Source organism: Pseudomonas sp. 31 R 17 (assembly GCF_900004915.1).
In the GTDB taxonomy this organism is placed as follows: domain Bacteria; phylum Pseudomonadota; class Gammaproteobacteria; order Pseudomonadales; family Pseudomonadaceae; genus Aquipseudomonas; species Aquipseudomonas orientalis_A.
The window spans coordinates 77,714-95,345 of record NZ_CVTN01000051.1 but is presented as its reverse complement, the minus strand read 5'-3'; the positions used below and the strand labels follow the sequence as shown (position 1 = coordinate 95,345).

The following is a 17,632-nucleotide window of genomic DNA, read 5'->3' as shown; positions in this document are numbered from 1 at the left end:
TGTTATGCCAGAGTTGTCTGGCGCCAGGGCAACGCAAATCAAATGTAAGAGGGGGCTTGCCCCCGATAGCAGTGTGTCAGTCAACAAATCGGTTGCTGATACACCGCAATCGGGGCAAGCCCCCTCCCACCGTTGGATCTCTATTTGACTTGGGTCAGGCGTAATAGTCGACGGCACTGGAGCCGATCACGGTCGAGGTCACGGGCTTGACCGCTTCAGCCACGTCAACGTGACTGCCGGTGTCAGCGCTATCACCTCGCCGGCCGCCACTGCTCACACCCCGCGCCTGGTTTTGCTGTTGCTGCTGCTCCTGCCCCCGGGACTGGTCGGACACGTTCACATCCACCTGCCCCATGCCCTGTTGGGCGAACATCTCGCGCAAGCGGCCGGACTGGCTTTCCAGCGCTTCACGCACCACCGCATGGCCGCTCATGAAACTGACCTGGGCCTGCTGGTCGGGCGTCATGCTGACCTTGATATCCAGGCGCCCCAGTTCGGCCGGCTGCAATTGGATTTCGGCCGACTTGAGGCTGGCGCTGGAGAGGTACATCACGCGGTTGACCACTTCTTCGGTCCAGCCGCTCTGGTGCATGGCCAGCGGGGCGTTGACCACCGGTGGCAAGGCGTTGGCGGTTTTCGGCGTGGCGGCCTGGGTCAGCGCGGCCAGGCGGTTGGCGAAGTCATCCACGCGGGTGTCGCTGTCGGCACGCTTGAGGTCCTTGAGGCCGTCATCGATCAGCGCGCCAAAGGCCTTGTCGCCGCCGTTATGGGTGCTGTCCCTGGTGGCTTGTTGATCGACCATCGTGGCCAGGCCGGCGGCAAAATTCTGCGCGGCGGTCGGTTGATCCTGGACCGTGGCTGGCGCCGCTTTCTGGGTTGCCTGGCTGCCGGCCGACACATGACCGCCCTGCTCCATTGCCAGGCGCACGGCAGGCATCGCGTCCAGCGGGTCGGCTGCAGGGTCGAAGGCCGGCGGCTTGGCCTTATCGACCACGGCGGCGGCGGTCGCCACCGGTTGGGGTGTGTCATCCGCCACCGCTACCGCAGGTGCCGGCGTTTGCGGCGGGACAGCGCCGGGTGTGACCGTGGCGATCAAGGCCGGATCGACCGGCGGCGTATCGGTCGGGGGCTGTTGCGCCAGGGACGGATCGGCGGGTATGTCCTTGGCCGCTTTGTCGGCATCGGACGGCTTGGCAGGCAAGGGATTGCCGCTATCGGCAACCGCAGGCGTGCTGGCGGCAGGTGTTTTGTCGGCGGTTGCAGGCACCGATTTGCCCGGCGCGCTGTCGGTTTTCAGCGCCGGTTTGGCGCCCTGGTTGGCGAACACTTGAGAGAAGCCAGGGCCTTTGTCCCGTGGGTCCGCAGCCGCCACCGCAGGGGTGGCGGCAGGCGCTTGAGGCTTGGCCGCGGGGGCAGCCTGAAGGAGCGAATTGGGGGCGACTGGCATAGGTAAAGGTCTCCACTGCATGGGGGTCGGGGATGCAGTATCAGGAGATAGAGCAAGAGTCGGGCCAGGTTTGCAGCGAAGGCTCACGCACTGAAACGCTGGCGCTCCGATTCGTACATCGGCTTGACCAGCGCGAACTCATGATCAATCTGGTCAACCAGCGCGCCCAGATCCGATGCGGACTCAGCGGACTCAGCCTCCAATCGCTGACACAACTGCGCCAAGCGCACCGCCCCCAGGTTGCCACTGCTGCCCTTGAAACTATGCGCTATGCGGCCCAACGCCTTGGCATCGTCGCGCGCCTTGCGCAACGCAGTGACACGCTCCTGAGAGTCATGAAGGAAGGTATCCAGCAGTTTCGGGTATTCGCCCTCCATGACTTCCTTCAAACCCGACAACACGTCCGGATCCAGATGTATATCGACCACTTGCTCGCTCCTTGATCAAGAATTGACGGATTATGCCAGAGCCTTCCAGCAAAACTCCACGCAGACGCAGCGCCCGCCATCGGACCAGCGTACGTCGCCGCTCAATTGACGCACCAGGTTCAAGCCGCGGCCGGACAGACGGTCAGCATCCAGCGGCCGCGCCAGCACTTCTTCAACATCGAAGCCAGGCCCGCTGTCCTCGACACGCAACGTCATCTTGCCGCCCTGCGCAGTCGGGGACACCTGCACATGCACCCGGATATGGCCGCTGTTCAATTGCACCAGCCGCTCGTTGCGCAGGCGATAATACTGCGCAAACCCTTCGGCATCGCGCTTGAGCTGTGAATCCAGGCCCAGTACGCCATGTTCGAGGGCATTGGCATACAACTCGGCCATGACCGTGTAGAGCGCCCCGCTTTGCTCACGCAGGCCATGGACCTCCAACAGCAATTGCAGCAAATACGGCAACGGGTTGTAGCGCCTGAGGGTCTGCGCGCGAAATTCGAAACTCACCGACCAATTCAGCGGGCACGACTGGCCGCTGTCGGAATACATAGGTTCGGCCACGCGCAGCGGTTGGCCGGCCAGCAAGCTGATTTCAACCATGCTGACGTCGTCCCGCGCCTCACCGCGAAAAGCCGCCAGCGCCTGCTCGATATCCTCGAACAGGCGGTCGGGCTCGCGGTTGGCGGCAAACACCTGCTGCAAACGCTCGGCGCCGAACAACTGGTCATTGGCGTCGGCGGTGTCCAGCACGCCATCGGAGAGCAGGAACACCCGATCGCCCAGGGCCATGGGCCAGACTTCGGTGCTGTCATCGAAAGCCTGGGCCGACAGCACGCCCAACGGCAGATGCCGCGACATCAACGGCGTGCGCTTGCCGGTGGCGACCTCGTGCACATAGCCCTCGGGCATGCCGCCGTTCCACACCTCCACCACGCGCCGCTCGGTGCTCAGGCACAACAGTGTGGCGCAGCAGAACATGTCCACCGGCAGGATGCGCTTGAGCTTGGCGTTCATTTCGCGCAGGGTCTGCGTCAGCCCATAGCCCTTGGCGGTCATGCCGTAGAACACTTCGGCCAGGGGCATGGCACCGATGGCCGCCGGCAGGCCGTGGCCGGTGAAATCGCCGAGCAGCACGTGCATGTCGCCGGACGGCGTATAGGCCGCCAGCAACAGGTCCCCGTTGAACAGTGCATAGGGCGATTGCAGGTAGCGGATATTCGGCGCCGCGTTGATGCAACCCGAATGCGCGACCTTGTCGAACACGGCCTTGGCGGCGCGTTGTTCATGTAACAGGTGCTCATTGTGCCGGGCGATCTGGTCACGCTGCTGCAGCACCGTGGCTTGTAGCCGCCGCAGGCGGTCCATGGCGTTGATCTTGGCGGCCAGAATAAGCTGGTTGTAGGGCTTGGGCAGGAAATCGTCGCCGCCAGCATCCAGGCACTCGGCCAGGGCGGCGCTTTCGCGCAGCGAAGTCAGGAAGATGATGGGAACCAACTGCTCGCCCGCCAATTGCTTGATCCAGCGCGCGGCGAGAAAACCATCCATCACCGGCATCATTGCGTCCATCAGCACCAGCTGCGGGCGCTCGCGCGCAAACACTTCAACGGCCTGCTCGCCATTGGTCGCGGTGAGCACATGGTGACCCTGACGCCGCACGATGGTCGACAACAACAGCAAGTCGGCGGCGCTGTCTTCGGCAATCAGGATGGTCAGCGGCTCGGATAAGGGGGCCAGGACTCTCACGATATATCGAACAGCTTGTCGAAATTGGAAATGGCGAGGATTTTGCGCACGTCGTGGCTGCTGTTGCTGACGTGCACTTGAGACTCATCGCCACCGGCATGGTCCCGGAGCAGCAGGAGCATGCCCAGGGCCGAGCTGTCCATGTAGGTGGTTTCTTTAAGATCGACCACATACAACTCGGGTACCTTGTAGTAACGCTCATAGGCATCGCGAAATGCCTGGTGGCTGCCGAAATCGAACCGGCCCTTGATTGCGATCGTCAACTTCTTCCCGTCCAGGGATACTTCTGACTCGATTGACATGTGACTGCTTCCTTGTCATGGGTCTGTGCAACAAGGTGTAGCAGGCGAACCCGATCTGAGCAACACAGCCGTTCAAATGTGGGAGGGGGCTTACCCCGATGGCGGCCTCCGGGGCGACCAGGATTTTGGTGTCGATCCCGGTCCAAATGTGGGAGGGGGCTTGCCCCCGATGGCGGCCTCGGGGCTGGCCGGGATGTTGGATTGGACCGATTACATATCCGTTTCTGCGGTAACGGCTGCTATGGGTTCCGCTTTTACAGCGGCTCACTTTTGAAAAGCGCAAAAGTAAGCAAAACGCTCTTGCCCCACCACTCGGCACCTCGCCTAGGCTCGGTGTGCCCTCTCTCCGGCTTGAATCCGTGGGCCGCCGCAATGGGCCATCCCTGGCCCAGTGCGGCTAACCCGGCGTCCTGCCGGGTTACCCACGGATTCAAGCCTGCGTTCGGCCAGCGTGGTTTAACGGGGCGCCTAGGATCAAAAGCAGATCAAGATCAAGAGCGGCTCGCTTCGCATCGTGGTTACGGTTGGGCGCTGCTGAGTTGTGTAGATACCTATGTCCCGATTGCCGAGTGTCAGTCACTGCATCTTTTGACTGACACACCGCCATCGGGGGCAAGTCCCCTCCCACATTTTTTCCTGCTACGTTGGTTAGAACGGTTCCTGGCGCGGAAGGCGCTGGGACAGTTCATCGAGCAACTTCTGCTCGCGCTTGTCTTCAATCGCCCGCGCTTCATCGATATAGCGCTGCACCAGCTTGCGCAACCCTTCGACGCGGGCAAATGCCTGTTGCCAGCTTTCGCGGGCCTTGTCGAGGTTGTTCTGGTGCCAGGCCAGGCTCTGGCGCTGTTGGCCGACGGCGGTTTCCAGCTGATTGAGAAAGCCCTGGTACCCCATCAGCCACTGGCCCGACACGCCCTTGCTGCCGCGTTCGATCCACTGTTGCTGATATTCGAGGCGAAAGCGCTCCAGGTCGCCCAGTTTGCTCTCCGCCAGGCGCACCTGGCCCTGGAAATACCCCAGGCGCTGCACGGCGGTTTTTTCGGCCTTTTCGGCCATTTCCACCACCGGGGCCAGGCGCGCGGCGCGGCTGTTGGCCATGGGTTAGCCGCCCGGCGCGGGGGCGAAGATGGACTGCAGATGCGCTTCGCTTTCGCCCATGCTGATCTTGTCGTTAAGCCCCTGGCGCAGGTAAGTCACCAACTGCGGCTGCAGGGCGATGGCCAGGTCGGTCTCGCGATCGCCCCCGGCCACGTAGGCGCCGACGCTGATCAGGTCGCGGCTTTGCTGGTAACGCGACCACAGCTGCTTGAAGTATTGCGCGCGGGCCATGTGTTCCGGCGTGACCACCGCCGGCATCACCCGGCTGATGGACGCTTCGATATCGATGGCCGGGTAGTGCCCCTCTTCCGCCAGGCGTCGCGACAGCACGATGTGCCCATCGAGCACCCCCCGCGCCGAGTCGGCAATCGGGTCCTGCTGGTCATCGCCTTCGGACAACACCGTGTAGAACGCGGTGATCGAGCCCCCGCCGGCCTCGGCGTTACCGGCACGCTCCACCAGCTTGGGCAGTTTGGCGAACACCGACGGCGGATACCCCTTGGTCGCGGGTGGCTCGCCGATGGCCAGGGCGATCTCGCGCTGGGCCTGGGCGAAACGCGTGAGCGAATCCATCAGCAACAGGACATTCTTGCCCTTGTCGCGAAAATATTCGGCGATGCGCGTGCAGTACATCGCGGCGCGCAGGCGCATCAGCGGTGCGTCATCCGCCGGAGAGGCGACGACGACGGAACGCTTGAGGCCTTCTTCACCCAGGCTGTGCTCGATGAATTCCTTGACCTCACGGCCCCGCTCGCCGATCAGCCCGACCACGATGATGTCGGCCTCGGTAAAGCGCGTCATCATGCCCAGCAACACCGACTTGCCCACACCGGTACCGGCGAACAGGCCCAGGCGCTGGCCGCGACCGACCGTCAATAAACCGTTGATGCTGCGAATGCCCACGTCCAGCGGCACGCTGATGGGGTTGCGGTTGAGCGGGTTGATGGTGGGGCCGTCCATCGGCACCCAGTCCTCGGCCTTCATGCCGCCCTTGCCATCCAGCGCACGCCCGGCGCCATCGAGTACCCGGCCCAGCATGCTCATGCCCATCGGCAAGCGCCCGGTGTCGGCCAGGGGCACCACACGGGCACCCGGAGCGATACCGGCGAGGCTGCCCACCGGCATCAGGAAAATCTTGTTACCGGAAAAACCCATCACTTCGGCTTCGACCTGCACCGGGTGGTAGCTGTCGTCGTTGATCACCATGCAGCGGCTGCCCATGGCGGCACGCAAGCCCTCGGCCTCAAGCGTCAGGCCGACCATGCGCAACAGGCGCCCTTCGAGGACCGGCTGGCCGGGCAACTGCGTGGCCTCGGCGTAGCTGTCCAGGCGCTTGGCGAAGCTGGTGCGATCAAGGCGCATCGGTGGCGTCCAGGTCAACGCTCAGGTCAGGCTCGGCCGGGTGCAGCGCCTGTTCATGCAACTGGTCGAACAGCTTGGCCATGATCTGGCTGATGCGGGTTTCCACCGTGGCATCGATGCGGCTGTGCTCGGTCTCGACGCGGCAGCCGCCAGGCAGCAGCGCGGCGTCCTCGACGATGCGCCAGGTTTCTTCATGGCGCTCGCGCAAGGCTTTGACCTGCTCGAAATCCTGCGGGTTGATGTACAGCCGCACATTGCCCACGCCCAGGGGCAGCAGCTTGAGGGCTTCGCGCATCACGCTTTCGATCTGGCTGGAATCGAGCACCAGTTCACGCTGGATCACCTGGCGAGTGATGTGCTGCACCAGGCCGACCATGGATTTTTCCAGCTGCGAGTCCTGTTCGGCGATGGGGTCGAACAGGTTGCCCATCAAACGCTCCAGGCTGCCCAGCTTGACGCTGAGGGCCTCTTGAGCCTCCTGACGGACCTTGAGGGTGGTGCTGCGAAAACCATCTTTTTCACCCGCCGCAAAGCCTTCGTTGTAAGCCTCCTGGCGGATGGCTTCCAATTCTTCAAGGGTCAGCGGCTGGACTTCTTCCAGCGGCACTTCTTCCATCTGTGCCGGCGCTTCCTGCACCGGTTCAGGCTCTGGCTGCGGCACGTGGGGGTCGAAGCTGGGCAACGACCAGATGTCGAACCCGCCGACATCCCGCGCGCGAATCAGATCGCTGGGCGTCTCATCTTTGTTCGACATGCAGGGCGCCTTAGATCATTTCTTCGCCGCCCTTCCCGCCGAGAACGATTTCTCCGGCTTCGGCCATACGGCGGGCAATGGTGAGGATTTCTTTCTGCGCGGTTTCCACGTCGCTGACGCGTACCGGGCCCTTGGCTTCGAGGTCGTCGCGCAGCAGTTCGGAGGCACGCTTGGACATGTTCTTGAAGATCTTTTCCTTGACGCCCTCGTCCGAGCCCTTGAGCGCCAGCACCAGCACGTCGGACGACACTTCGCGCAGCAACGCCTGGATGCCACGGTCGTCGACATCGGCCAGGTTGTTGAACACGAACATCAGGTCTTCGATCTGGCCGGACAGGGTGTCGTCGATCTCGCGGATCGAGTCCATCAGTTGGCCTTCGACCGAGCTGTCGAGGAAGTTCATGATGTCGGCCGCCCGCTTGATGCCACCCAGGGTGGTGCGCGAGGCATTCGAGTTGCCCGAGAACTGTTTCTCGAGAATCGTGTTGAGTTCCTTGAGCGCCGCCGGCTGCACGGTGTTCAGCGACGACACGCGCAGGATGATGTCCAGGCGCACTTTATGGTCGAAGTGGCCGAGCACTTCACCGGCCTGGTCCGGGTCCAGGTAGGCAACGACGATGGCCTGGATCTGCGGGTGCTCGTAGCGGATCACGTCGGCGACGGCGCGCGGCTCCATCCATTTGAGGCTGTCCAGACCACTGGTGTTGCCGCCCAGCAGGATGCGGTCGATCAGGCCGTTGGCCTTGTCTTCGCCCAGGGCCGAGGTGAGCATTTTGCGGATGTAGCTGTCGGAGCCGACGCCCAGGCTGGTCTGGTCGCCGACGATCTCGACGAACTCGCTCATCACCTGCTCGACTTGCTCGCGGTGCACATTGCGCATCTGCGCCATGGCCACGCCCACGCGCTGGACCTCTTTGGGGCCCATGTGGCGCAGCACTTGGGCAGCGTCGGTTTCGCCCAGCGACAGCAGCAGCACGGCGGCTTTGTCGACCCGGGAAAGCTTGGCCACAGCGACTCGATCATTCATCAGCGTTAATCCACTCTTTCACGACCTGGGCCACACGGCCCGGGTCTTCTGCCACCAGACTCTTGATTGCGTTCAACTGAGCGTCATAGCCTTCACTCGGGCTTGGCAACAGGATGCTTTGCGGGCCGCCCAGGCTGACGCGGTCGTTGGCCAACTCGCCGTCCAGGCCGCCCATGCCGCCCAACTCGACGTCGCCACCAGCCAGGGCCAGCTGTTTCTTGCTGCCACCGGTGATGTTGTTGAGCACCGGGCGCAGCACGCCGAACACCAGTACCAGGATGAACAACACCCCCAGCACTTGCTTGACGATGTCCCAGAACCACGGCTGGGTGTAGAACGCCGGGTCGGCGATCACTTCGCCGCGCTCGACGGAGAATGGCATGTTGATCACGCTGACGCTGTCGCCACGGCTGGCGTCGAAACCGACGGCGTCCTGCACCAGGCGGGTAAAGCGCGCCAATTCATCGGCGCTCCATGGCGCGCGGGTGACGGCACCGTCAGCGGCGTTGACCTTGACCTGGTCATCGACCACCACCGACACCGACAGGCGATTGATCTTGCCCTGTTGCTGCTTGGTGTGGCTGATGGAACGGTCGAGTTCGAAGTTCTTGGTGGACTGGTTACGCTTGTCCGCCGGGTAAGGCGCGAGCATCGGCTGGCCGGTGGCCGGGTCCATGATCTGCTGGCCGTTGGCGTCCAGCAGCGGTTGACCCGCCGCAATCGCGCCAGCGGTGGCAGCGGCGCCACCGGTGGTTTGCGGGGCCGACGCCGGGGACGGCGGCTGGTTGCTCAGGGCACCCGGCACGCCTTGCGGACCATTGCTGGCGGTGCGTTGTTCGCTGGTGGACTGCTCGCTGCGCAGGGCGGGCTGGTCCGGGTTGAATTGCTCGGATGTCGACTCGACGGCGCTGAAATCCACGTCGGCGGACACTTCAGCCTTGTAGCGGTCGTTGCCCAATACCGGTTGCAGGATGTTGTGCACGCGCTGGGTCAGCATGCTTTCCATGCGGCGGCTGTAATCGAACTGCTTGCCGGCCTGGGTCAGCGCGGAGTTTTCGGCCATGTCGGAGAGCAGGTTGCCCTTCTGGTCGACCACCGTGATCTGCGACTTGCTCAGTTCGGGAACGCTGGTGGCCACCAGGTTGATGATTGCCAGCACCTGGCCGGGCTCCAGGGAACGGCCGGAAAACAGTTCGACCAGCACCGAGGCGCTGGGCTTGCGCTCGTCACGCACGAACACCGAGCTTTTCGGAATCGCCAGGTGCACACGGGCACCCTTGACGTTATTCAGGCTGGAGATGGTGCGCGCCAGTTCGCCTTCCAGGCCGCGGCGGTAGCGGGTGGCTTCCATGAACTGGCTGGTGCCCAAGCCCTGATCCTTGTCGAGGATTTCAAAACCGATATTGCTGTCGGACGGCGTCACGCCGGCGGCGGCCAGCTTCATCCGCGCACGTGCCACGTCATCGGCCTTGACCAGCAGGGCGCCGGAGTTGGGCTCCACGGTGTAGGCGATGTCGGCGGCGGCCAGGGTTTCCATGATCTGCTTGGAATCCATGCCCGCCAGGCTGCCGTACAGCGGCCGGTAATCAGGTTGCTGCGACCACAACACCACGGCAAAACCAATCGCCACGCTGGCAGCCAGGCCGACCAACAGGCCCACCTGACGCAACATGGTCATTTCGGAGAGATTTTCCAGGAACGACAGGCCAAACAGCGGCGGTTTGCCGTCTGTCTTGGCGGGTACGTTGTCGATTGCTTCTGCCATGAGTTAAATCTCGCCCTTAAACCGGCATCTGCATGATGTCTTGATAAGCCTGGACCAGTTTGTTACGCACTTGGGTCAAGGCCTGGAAGGACACACTGGCCTTTTGCGAGGCGACCATCACATCGGTGAGGTCCACGCCGCTTTTACCGATCTCGAACGCCGTCGACAACTGGCTGGACGCCTGCTGGGTATCACTGACTTTATTGATTGCCTGACCGAGCATGTCGGCAAAACTGCTTTGGCCCAATTCCGGCGCTGGCGCGACGGATTTCGGTTGAGCCATGGCATCCATTTGCATGGAGCGCATATCCAACATCAACCGATTGAACTCAATACCCTGGCTCATGAACTTCTCTCTCCGACGACCCGCAATTTTTTGACACTACGCAGCGGTTATCAGGGGAGGTGCAACAAGGGTGCCAGCTTCGTTGCGACTCGTAAGAAAAGGCGACAAAGCTTGTCGACCTTGTTACTGCACGGTTTTTTGTAGGAGCGAGCTCGCTCGCGAAAAACGTCAACGATAACGCATGTTTACTGGATGCACGCGGCGCCTATGAGTGCTTCGCGAGCAAGCTCGCTCCTACAAACGGCATTGGCGCGAAGTCAGGTGGCGAACAGGTATGCTTCCACGTCCATCCCGGCGTCGCGCATCTGCGCCAGCTTGTAGCGCAGGGTGCGCGGGCTGATGCCGAGGCGCTCGGCCGCTTCCTTGCGGCGGCCGCGCTCGGCGCGCAGGGTGTCGATGATCATCTGGAATTCGCGGCGGCGCAGGTCATCGCCCAGGGCGCCGGCCGATTCGGTTTCGGCGACGAGCGGTGCCGGCGCAAGGCTCGGCAACGGCGCGACGCCGCTGCCCATGGCCAGGCAGAAATCCTGGGGCTGGATCAAGCCACCCTGCTGCAGGATCAGCGCACGCTGGATCGCGTTGTCCAGCTCGCGCACATTACCCGGCCATGGATAAGCAACCAGGCAAGCCTCGGCCTCGGCCGACAGTCGCGCCTGGGCGTGCTTCATTTTTTTGACGTGGTTGTTCAGCAGGCGCTCGGCCAGGGGAATGATATCGGCCGGGCGTTCGCGCAACGGCCGCCAGGCCAGCGGGAACACCGACAGGCGGTAGAACAGGTCTTCGCGAAAGCGCCCCGCCGCCACTTCGCCCGCCAGGTCGCGATTGGTGGTGGCGACCACGCGGATATCCAACTGGATCGGCTTGCGCGCGCCCACCCGCTCCACTTCGCGCTCCTGCAACACGCGCAGCAACTTGGCTTGCAGGCCCAGGGGCATTTCCGAGATTTCGTCGAGCAAAATGGTGCCGCCGTCGGCCTGTTCGAACTTGCCGGCCTGGGCCGCGATGGCGCCGGTGAACGAGCCCTTTTCGTGGCCGAACAGGGTGGCTTCGAGCATGTTGTCCGGAATCGCCGCACAGTTGATCGCAATGAAGGGCTGCCCGGCCCGACTGGATTGCTGGTGAATATAGCGCGCCAACACTTCCTTGCCGGTGCCGGACTCCCCCGAGATCAATACGGTGGAATCGCTGCGCGCCACCCGGGCCGCCAGTTCCAGCAACTGCGCGCTGGCCGGCTCGAAGGCAATCGGGCCATCGCCCTCCACCGTCGACATGACGCCAAGCGCATGCCGCGCCACCAGTTCGATCAACGCCTTGGGTTCGAACGGTTTGACCAGATAATCCGCCGCGCCCTGGCGCATGGCGTCCACGGCCCGCTCGACGGCGCCATGGGCTGTCATCAGCAGCACCGGCAATTGCGGCTGGCGCGCGCGCAGCAGGCCGAGCAACTGATGGCCGTCCATGCCGGGCATGTTCACGTCGCTGACCACCAGGCTGAAGGTTTCCCGCTCCACGGCCTCCAAGGCTTCCTCGGCAGAGCCGACCGCGCGGTAGTCATGGCCCGCCAACAGCAGCGTGTCAGCCAATGCTGCACGCAGGGCGCGATCGTCTTCAACCAGTAAAACCTTGATAGTCATGATCCTTTTACTCCGCGCTTGCCGCGCTGGAAAACAGCGGCAAGGTCATCAATGCACAGGTGCCGCGCCCCAACCGGGAACGCAGCTGCAATTCTCCCTGATGCGCACGTGCCACTGCCTTGACCACGGTCAGGCCCAGGCCGGTGCCGTTGGTCTTGGTGGTGAAAAAGGGCTCGCCCAGGCGTTGCAGCACGGCCGGCGCTATGCCGCTGCCGCTGTCGCTGATGCACAGGCGCAGGGTTTGTTCGCGGCGGTACAGGTGCACCTTCAGGCGCGCCCCCGGGCCGCTGGCCTGGGTGGCGTTTTCGATCAGGTTGAGCAGCGCGCCGACCAGAGTGTCGCGATTGCACAGCAACTCACCCTGGTGACTGTCGCATTGCCAGCGCAGGCTGGCGCCCTCGGTATGCGTGGCCGCCGCCGCTTGCAGGGCTTGCATCAACGCGGCCGGGGTCACGCGGTCGGTCAACGGCAGTTCGCCACGGGCAAACACCAGCATGTCGCGGACCTGATGCTCCAGCTCGTGCAGGCGCTCCTTGAGGCGCCCGGCAAAGCGCTGGTGGGTGGCTGCCGGCAGTTGCTCATCAGTCAAATGACTGGCGTAGATCAATGCCGCCGACAGCGGCGTACGAATCTGATGCGCCAGGGAAGCGACCATCCGCCCCAACGACGACAAACGCTCATGGCGCGCCAGTTGATCCTGCAGGTGACGGGTTTCCGTCAGGTCGTTGAGCAGCACCAACTGGCCCGGTTCGGCATCCAGGGACCGGGTGGCGATGGACAGGCGCCGCCCATCCTTGAGGGACACTTCGTGGCCGTCATCGTCGCGCGGCGCGAAGCAACGGGTGATGACGTGGCGCCACAGCTCGCCCTCCAGCGGCAGGCCGAGCAGGTCGCAGGCGGCCGGGTTGGCTTCGCGCACACGGCCCTGGTCGTCGATGACGATCACGCCACCGGGCAACAGCGAGAGCAGGTTCTGCAGGCGGTTGGCCAGGCGTTCTTTCTCGGCCAATTCCTGCATGCGCTGGGCACTGACCACCGCCAGTTCGCCTTTGAGCTCGGACACCCGGGCTTCAAGCAGACTGTAGGAATCGGTCAGCTGGCTCGACATCTGGTTGAACTGCGAGAACGCCTGCTCCAGACCCTGGCGGATCGGCGGTTCTACAGGCGAAACCAGCCCCTGGATGGCAGGGGCTGCAGATAGTTGGGCGGCGTGGGGCATGGTGCTCTCTCGCTTGGCTGACCGTCAGTTAAACGGAACGTTGCGAGGGCTGTAGCAATACCCGTGCCGAAAAAAAACTACTTATAAATCAAGATGCTGAAAAACACGCGTCAATCATCCGCCTGTTCATCACCTTCTTTGCGGCTCATACCGTACTTGCGCATCTTCTCCACCAGGGTGGTGCGGCGAATGCGCAGGCGCTCGGCGGCACGGGCGACGATGCCATTGGCGTCGTCCAGGGCCTGTTGGATCAGGCCTTGCTCCAAGTTGCCGAGGTAGTCTTTCAGGTCAAGGCCTTCGGGCGGCAGCATGGCCGTGGCGCCGAAGTCCGGCGTATGACCGTTGATCGCCACGCGCTCTTCCATGTCACTGCGCAGGCTGTCGACCATCTGCTCGTCTTCATCGTCGACGTAGCGGAATTTCTTCGGCAACTCGACCACGCCGATCACACCGTAGGGGTGCATGATCGCCATGCGCTCCACCAGGTTGGCCAACTCACGAACGTTGCCCGGCCAACCATGACGGCACAGCGACATGATGGCGGCGGAGTTGAAACGGATGGAGCCGCGTTTTTCGTGCTCCATGCGTGAAATCAATTCGTTCATCAGCAACGGGATGTCTTCCACGCGCTCACGCAGCGGCGCCATCTCGATCGGGAAGACGTTGAGGCGGTAGTACAGGTCTTCGCGGAAGCTGCCGACCTCGATCATGCTTTCGAGGTTCTTGTGGGTGGCGGCGATGATGCGCACGTCCACGCTCTGGGTCTTGTTACTGCCCACACGCTCGAAGGTGCGCTCCTGCAACACGCGCAGCAATTTGACTTGCATCGGCAGCGGCATGTCGCCGATTTCGTCGAGAAACAGCGTGCCGCCGTTGGCCAGCTCGAAACGCCCGGCACGGCTGGTGATCGCCCCGGTAAAGGCGCCCTTCTCGTGGCCGAACAATTCGCTTTCCAGCAGCTCTGCCGGGATCGCCCCGCAGTTGACCGGCACGAAAGGTCCGTCGCGGCGCTTGGAGTGATAGTGCAGGTTGCGCGCGACCACTTCCTTGCCGGTGCCCGACTCGCCGAGGATCAACACGCTGGCGTCGGTGTCGGCCACTTGCTGCATCATCTGGCGTACGTGCTGGATCGCCCGGCTGGTGCCGACCAGGCTGCGGAACAGGTTGGGTTCACGGTGACGGCCGCGCTCGCGGGCCTGGTCATACATCTCGCGATAGACCTGGGCACGGTGCAGGGAGTCGAGCAATTTGCTGTAGCTGGGCGGCATTTCCAGGGTCGAAAGCACGCGGCGGCGCTGGTCTTCCGGCAGGTCCACGGAAGAAATATCGCCCATCAGCAACACGGGAAGGAACTCATCCCAGGTTGACAGTGTCTTTAACAAGCCCAAAACAGCGCCAGGAGCGTTTACCGTCCCGATCAGCACACAAATGACTTCGCGGCTCGATGACAACGAGCTGACAGCCTGCTGCCAATCGTGGCTGCCGCAGGGCAAATTTTCTTCACCAAGAAAATTCAAAATCACCGCCAAATCGCGGCGGCGGACGCTATCGTCATCGATCAGCAGAATTTTGGTTTCACGCCACATGCAATAGCAACTTCCCTAGTAAAACTTCCTGCCCCGGAATCAGGGCAATCAAGACGCCTGTAAGACTTATTACTTACTAGACGTCTGAAATCTGAAAACAACACTAGTTAAGTCAAAAATGCTGGCACAGTCAAATATATGACGCGCCGTTCGGACCAACTGAGCTTCTATCAGCCGAACAGATGGTAAACCTTTGACGCATTTTTAGCTTGGTTGATCTGCGACATCTCTTCGAAAATCGCCTGGCGCTCGCCGGTCGTCACCTCAAGCAACTGCTGGTAAACCGCCAACAGGCTCTCCAGCTTTTCGCGCAGCGCATCCTCGTCCACCGGCGCCTGGCTGAGCACATCATCGATGACGTTGCGACAGCCCAGGTCCAGTTCGCCGATGGCGTCCCAGTTGCGCGCAGCGAGTGCGTCAACCAGGGCTTCACGGGTTTCATCAATGCGTTGCAGTGCGTGGCTCATGACGATTTCCTCAAGGCCGGTGGCCTTACTGTGCGGCGCCCTGGGGTGCGGCGATGGCATCCCAGCCTTCTTTGACGGTGATCAGCAGACGAGCGACTTCGTCGATCATGTCGGCATCGTTGTGCAGATTGGCCTCCATCAAACGGTTGGTCATGTAGGCGTACAGACTTTCCAATTGCTGGACGTAAGCCGGATCTTCACTCTTCTGCGCATCCAGACCATCACGCAGGCCGATGATGATGTCGATGGCCTTACCGAGCATCAGGCCTTTTTGAGCGATGTCCCCACGAGCCAATGCGCCCTTGGCCTGTGCCATGCGGTCGAGGCCGCCCTCCATGAGCATCTGCACCAGACGATGCGGGCTGGCTTCGGAGATCTGGGCATGGGAATTGACCTTCTGGTATTGGCGAAGGGCTCTCATGGGATTCATGGTTCTACCTCGTAACAGGCGACAGCGAAAAGGATTTCAGTAACCAATATGTCGACGGGATCGCAGAAAACTTTAACCCCGATGGTCCCCAAAAAAACGAAGCCCGGCAGGCAGCCCGGGCTTTTTCATGCATCAACATCAATTATTTTTCTGGTTGTTCAGCGCGTTGAGCGTGCCCATGATGTTGTTACTTTGCTGGCGTAACTGGGCGACCAGCGAATCCATCGCCGCGTATTTACGTACCAGGCTGGCCTGCAGATCCGCCACATGCACGTCCAGATCCGCCTGGTCCTTGCTCAAGGTCTTGAGGCTATCGGAGAGCGCGGTCGTGCGCGTCGCGAAGATACCGGTGGTCGCCTTGGCATAACCTTCAGTGGCATTGGTCATGCGCGCCAGCAACCCGGTCTTGCCGCTGAACATACTGTTGATATCTGCGGAGTTGGTGAGCGCTACCTTGTCGAAGGTTTTGTCGTCCATGGTCAACAGACCGGTACCGGAGTCGGTACCGATACCAAATTGTGCCAGGGACTTGATGGTGCCGTTCCCGGACAACGCGTTGAACTCGGCGCGCAAGGCGCTTTGCAGCGAGCGCATGTTGGCGTCACCGGTCAAGGTCGCCGATACCGAGTTACCCGCCGCGTCCTTGGTCACCTTGGTTTCGGCATTCATCGCCTTGAGCAACGCGTTATAGCTGTCGACAAAGCCTTTGACCCCGGACTTGAGGGCCGCGGTGCTGGTAGTCACGGAAATCGTCGTGATGGCCTTCGGCCCGTCCGGGTCCTTGGTATCCACAGGCGGTGAAACCGACAGCAGCTTGATGCTGACCCCACTCACCGCTTCCGAGATGTTGTTGGTCTTGGACGTATACGCCACGTTATCGATGGTGTACTCGGCGTTCTGCGGCGTATCGATCACGGTGTAGCCGGTATCGATACCCGAGTTGCCCGACAATGTCAGGTCCGAGCCGACGCCGCCCGTGGTGGACGTCAACACCATGCGCGAACCGGTGGAGTCGGTGACGATGTTGGCACTGAGCCCAACGGTGCCGAACTGGGTGTTGATCGAGTCACGCACCTGTTGCAGGGTTGCGCCCGGCGCCACGCTCAGGTCGAACTTCTTGCCCGACTGGGAGATGGTCAGGGTGGTGGCGGCAGTGCCCTTGTTGACCACTGTCGAAGCGCCGCCGGCCAGGGTGACCGTGGACAGTTTGGAAGGCTGGGCGAGTTTATTGACCACCAGGTTGAAACTGCCGTTGGCAGCGCCCTGAGCGGTGGTCATGGTCGCGACCTTTTCATTTGACGAAGTGCCGGTCAGGCCACTGAAGCTATTGTCGTCGGTCATGCTCTTGATGGCGCCACGGAAGGCGTCCAACGCCGACTGGATCTTGCCGATCGACGACAACTGGGTAGTCGCTTTCTGTGACTGGGTGTTGATCTGGGTCTGCTTCGGCGCCCGATCGGCGTCGACCAGGGCTTTGACGATGCCCTGGATGTCGATACCCGAACCCACACCGTTTACCGTTGTACTCGCCATCGTCTTTCTCCTAATACGGCTGTTGGCGTTTTCTTGACGAACCGCACTTCAAGAAAGCAACGCAACAAGTTTCATGCCAGTTCAGACCTTTTCATCGAACAGCACATGACTGGCGGTAGCCAGGTTCTGTGCAAGCTTCAAGGCCGTTTCCGACGGAATCTGGCGGATCACCTCGCCACTTTCAGTGGCGATGACCTTGACCACGACCCGATGGGTGGAATCATCAATGGAAAAATCCAGTTTGCGCTGGGCCGCTTGTACGAATTCTCGAATATCGGTGACTGCCTTTTCCAGGTCAGCCCGTTGCGGCTCACCGGCGGTCGGCGCGATCGCCTCGACCTTGGCGTTGTCTTTGTCCGCAACCACCGCAGGGGCCGGGCCTTGAGGGGCTACCGGTGGATAAGACGAGGCCAGCTTTACACTCATGTCCATGTCCAATCTCCTCTACAACCGAAAAAGACGAAAGGGCACGTAAACGCGCCCTT

General features: G+C 62.0%; 17 protein-coding genes. All 17 read right to left on the bottom strand.

Translation table 11 applies throughout. The features are described from left to right. Positions 1-154: 154 nt before the first annotated feature. Positions 155-1,447 (bottom strand): flagellar hook-length control protein FliK, encoded by a 1,293-nt coding sequence (locus tag BFP89_RS05650; protein ID WP_065884555.1) that lies wholly within the window; start codon positions 1,445-1,447, stop codon positions 155-157. A gap of 83 nt (positions 1,448-1,530) precedes the next feature. Further along, entirely contained in the window at positions 1,531-1,875 is a 345-nt protein-coding gene (locus BFP89_RS05645; RefSeq protein ID WP_065884554.1) for an Hpt domain-containing protein, read from the bottom strand. 30 nt (positions 1,876-1,905) lie between these two features. After that, positions 1,906-3,624, bottom strand: coding sequence for an ATP-binding SpoIIE family protein phosphatase (locus BFP89_RS05640; RefSeq protein ID WP_065884553.1), 1,719 nt, complete (start codon positions 3,622-3,624; stop codon positions 1,906-1,908). Then, the gene (locus BFP89_RS05635; RefSeq protein ID WP_065884552.1) at positions 3,621-3,926 is read right to left on the bottom strand and encodes an STAS domain-containing protein; all 306 of its coding nucleotides are present in this window, start codon (positions 3,924-3,926) and stop codon (positions 3,621-3,623) included. The genes BFP89_RS05640 and BFP89_RS05635 overlap by 4 nt, the downstream gene beginning before the upstream one ends. 648 nt (positions 3,927-4,574) lie before the next feature. Continuing rightward, complete coding sequence (gene fliJ, locus BFP89_RS05625; protein ID WP_065884550.1) at positions 4,575-5,024, bottom strand: flagellar export protein FliJ; 450 nt, start codon at positions 5,022-5,024, stop codon at positions 4,575-4,577. 3 nt (positions 5,025-5,027) lie between these two features. Then, a complete protein-coding gene (gene fliI, locus BFP89_RS05620) occupies positions 5,028-6,386 on the bottom strand; it encodes a flagellar protein export ATPase FliI (protein ID WP_065884549.1) in 1,359 nt (452 codons plus the stop codon). Continuing rightward, positions 6,376-7,140 carry a flagellar assembly protein FliH gene (fliH, locus tag BFP89_RS05615; RefSeq protein ID WP_065884548.1) on the bottom strand — a complete coding sequence of 255 codons (765 nt, stop codon included), beginning with the start codon at positions 7,138-7,140 and terminating at the stop codon, positions 6,376-6,378. The genes fliI and fliH overlap by 11 nt, the downstream gene beginning before the upstream one ends. A gap of 10 nt (positions 7,141-7,150) precedes the next feature. Then, the gene (gene fliG / locus BFP89_RS05610) at positions 7,151-8,167 is read right to left on the bottom strand and encodes a flagellar motor switch protein FliG (protein WP_057721344.1); all 1,017 of its coding nucleotides are present in this window, start codon (positions 8,165-8,167) and stop codon (positions 7,151-7,153) included. After that, the gene (gene fliF / locus BFP89_RS05605; RefSeq protein ID WP_065884547.1) at positions 8,160-9,932 is read right to left on the bottom strand and encodes a flagellar basal-body MS-ring/collar protein FliF; all 1,773 of its coding nucleotides are present in this window, start codon (positions 9,930-9,932) and stop codon (positions 8,160-8,162) included. The genes fliG and fliF overlap by 8 nt, the downstream gene beginning before the upstream one ends. A gap of 16 nt (positions 9,933-9,948) precedes the next feature. Beyond that, on the bottom strand, positions 9,949-10,278 hold the full coding sequence (fliE, locus tag BFP89_RS05600; protein ID WP_065884546.1) for a flagellar hook-basal body complex protein FliE: 330 nt from the start codon (positions 10,276-10,278) through the stop codon (positions 9,949-9,951). Between the two features lie 257 nt (positions 10,279-10,535). Continuing rightward, entirely contained in the window at positions 10,536-11,912 is a 1,377-nt protein-coding gene (locus tag BFP89_RS05595) for a sigma-54-dependent transcriptional regulator (RefSeq protein WP_065884545.1), read from the bottom strand. A 7-nt stretch (positions 11,913-11,919) separates the two neighbouring features. Then, entirely contained in the window at positions 11,920-13,131 is a 1,212-nt protein-coding gene (locus BFP89_RS05590) for a sensor histidine kinase (protein ID WP_065884544.1), read from the bottom strand. 110 nt (positions 13,132-13,241) lie between these two features. Continuing rightward, entirely contained in the window at positions 13,242-14,717 is a 1,476-nt protein-coding gene (locus tag BFP89_RS05585; protein ID WP_065884543.1) for a sigma-54 dependent transcriptional regulator, read from the bottom strand. 170 nt (positions 14,718-14,887) lie between these two features. Beyond that, on the bottom strand, positions 14,888-15,184 hold the full coding sequence (locus tag BFP89_RS05580; protein ID WP_065884542.1) for a flagellar protein FliT: 297 nt from the start codon (positions 15,182-15,184) through the stop codon (positions 14,888-14,890). A gap of 25 nt (positions 15,185-15,209) precedes the next feature. After that, the gene (gene fliS / locus BFP89_RS05575) at positions 15,210-15,614 is read right to left on the bottom strand and encodes a flagellar export chaperone FliS (protein ID WP_065884541.1); all 405 of its coding nucleotides are present in this window, start codon (positions 15,612-15,614) and stop codon (positions 15,210-15,212) included. A 138-nt stretch (positions 15,615-15,752) separates the two neighbouring features. Continuing rightward, on the bottom strand, positions 15,753-17,147 hold the full coding sequence (fliD, locus tag BFP89_RS05570) for a flagellar filament capping protein FliD (protein WP_065884540.1): 1,395 nt from the start codon (positions 17,145-17,147) through the stop codon (positions 15,753-15,755). 81 nt (positions 17,148-17,228) lie between these two features. Continuing rightward, positions 17,229-17,579, bottom strand: coding sequence for a flagellar protein FlaG (locus BFP89_RS05565; protein WP_065884539.1), 351 nt, complete (start codon positions 17,577-17,579; stop codon positions 17,229-17,231). Positions 17,580-17,632: the final 53 nt, after the last annotated feature.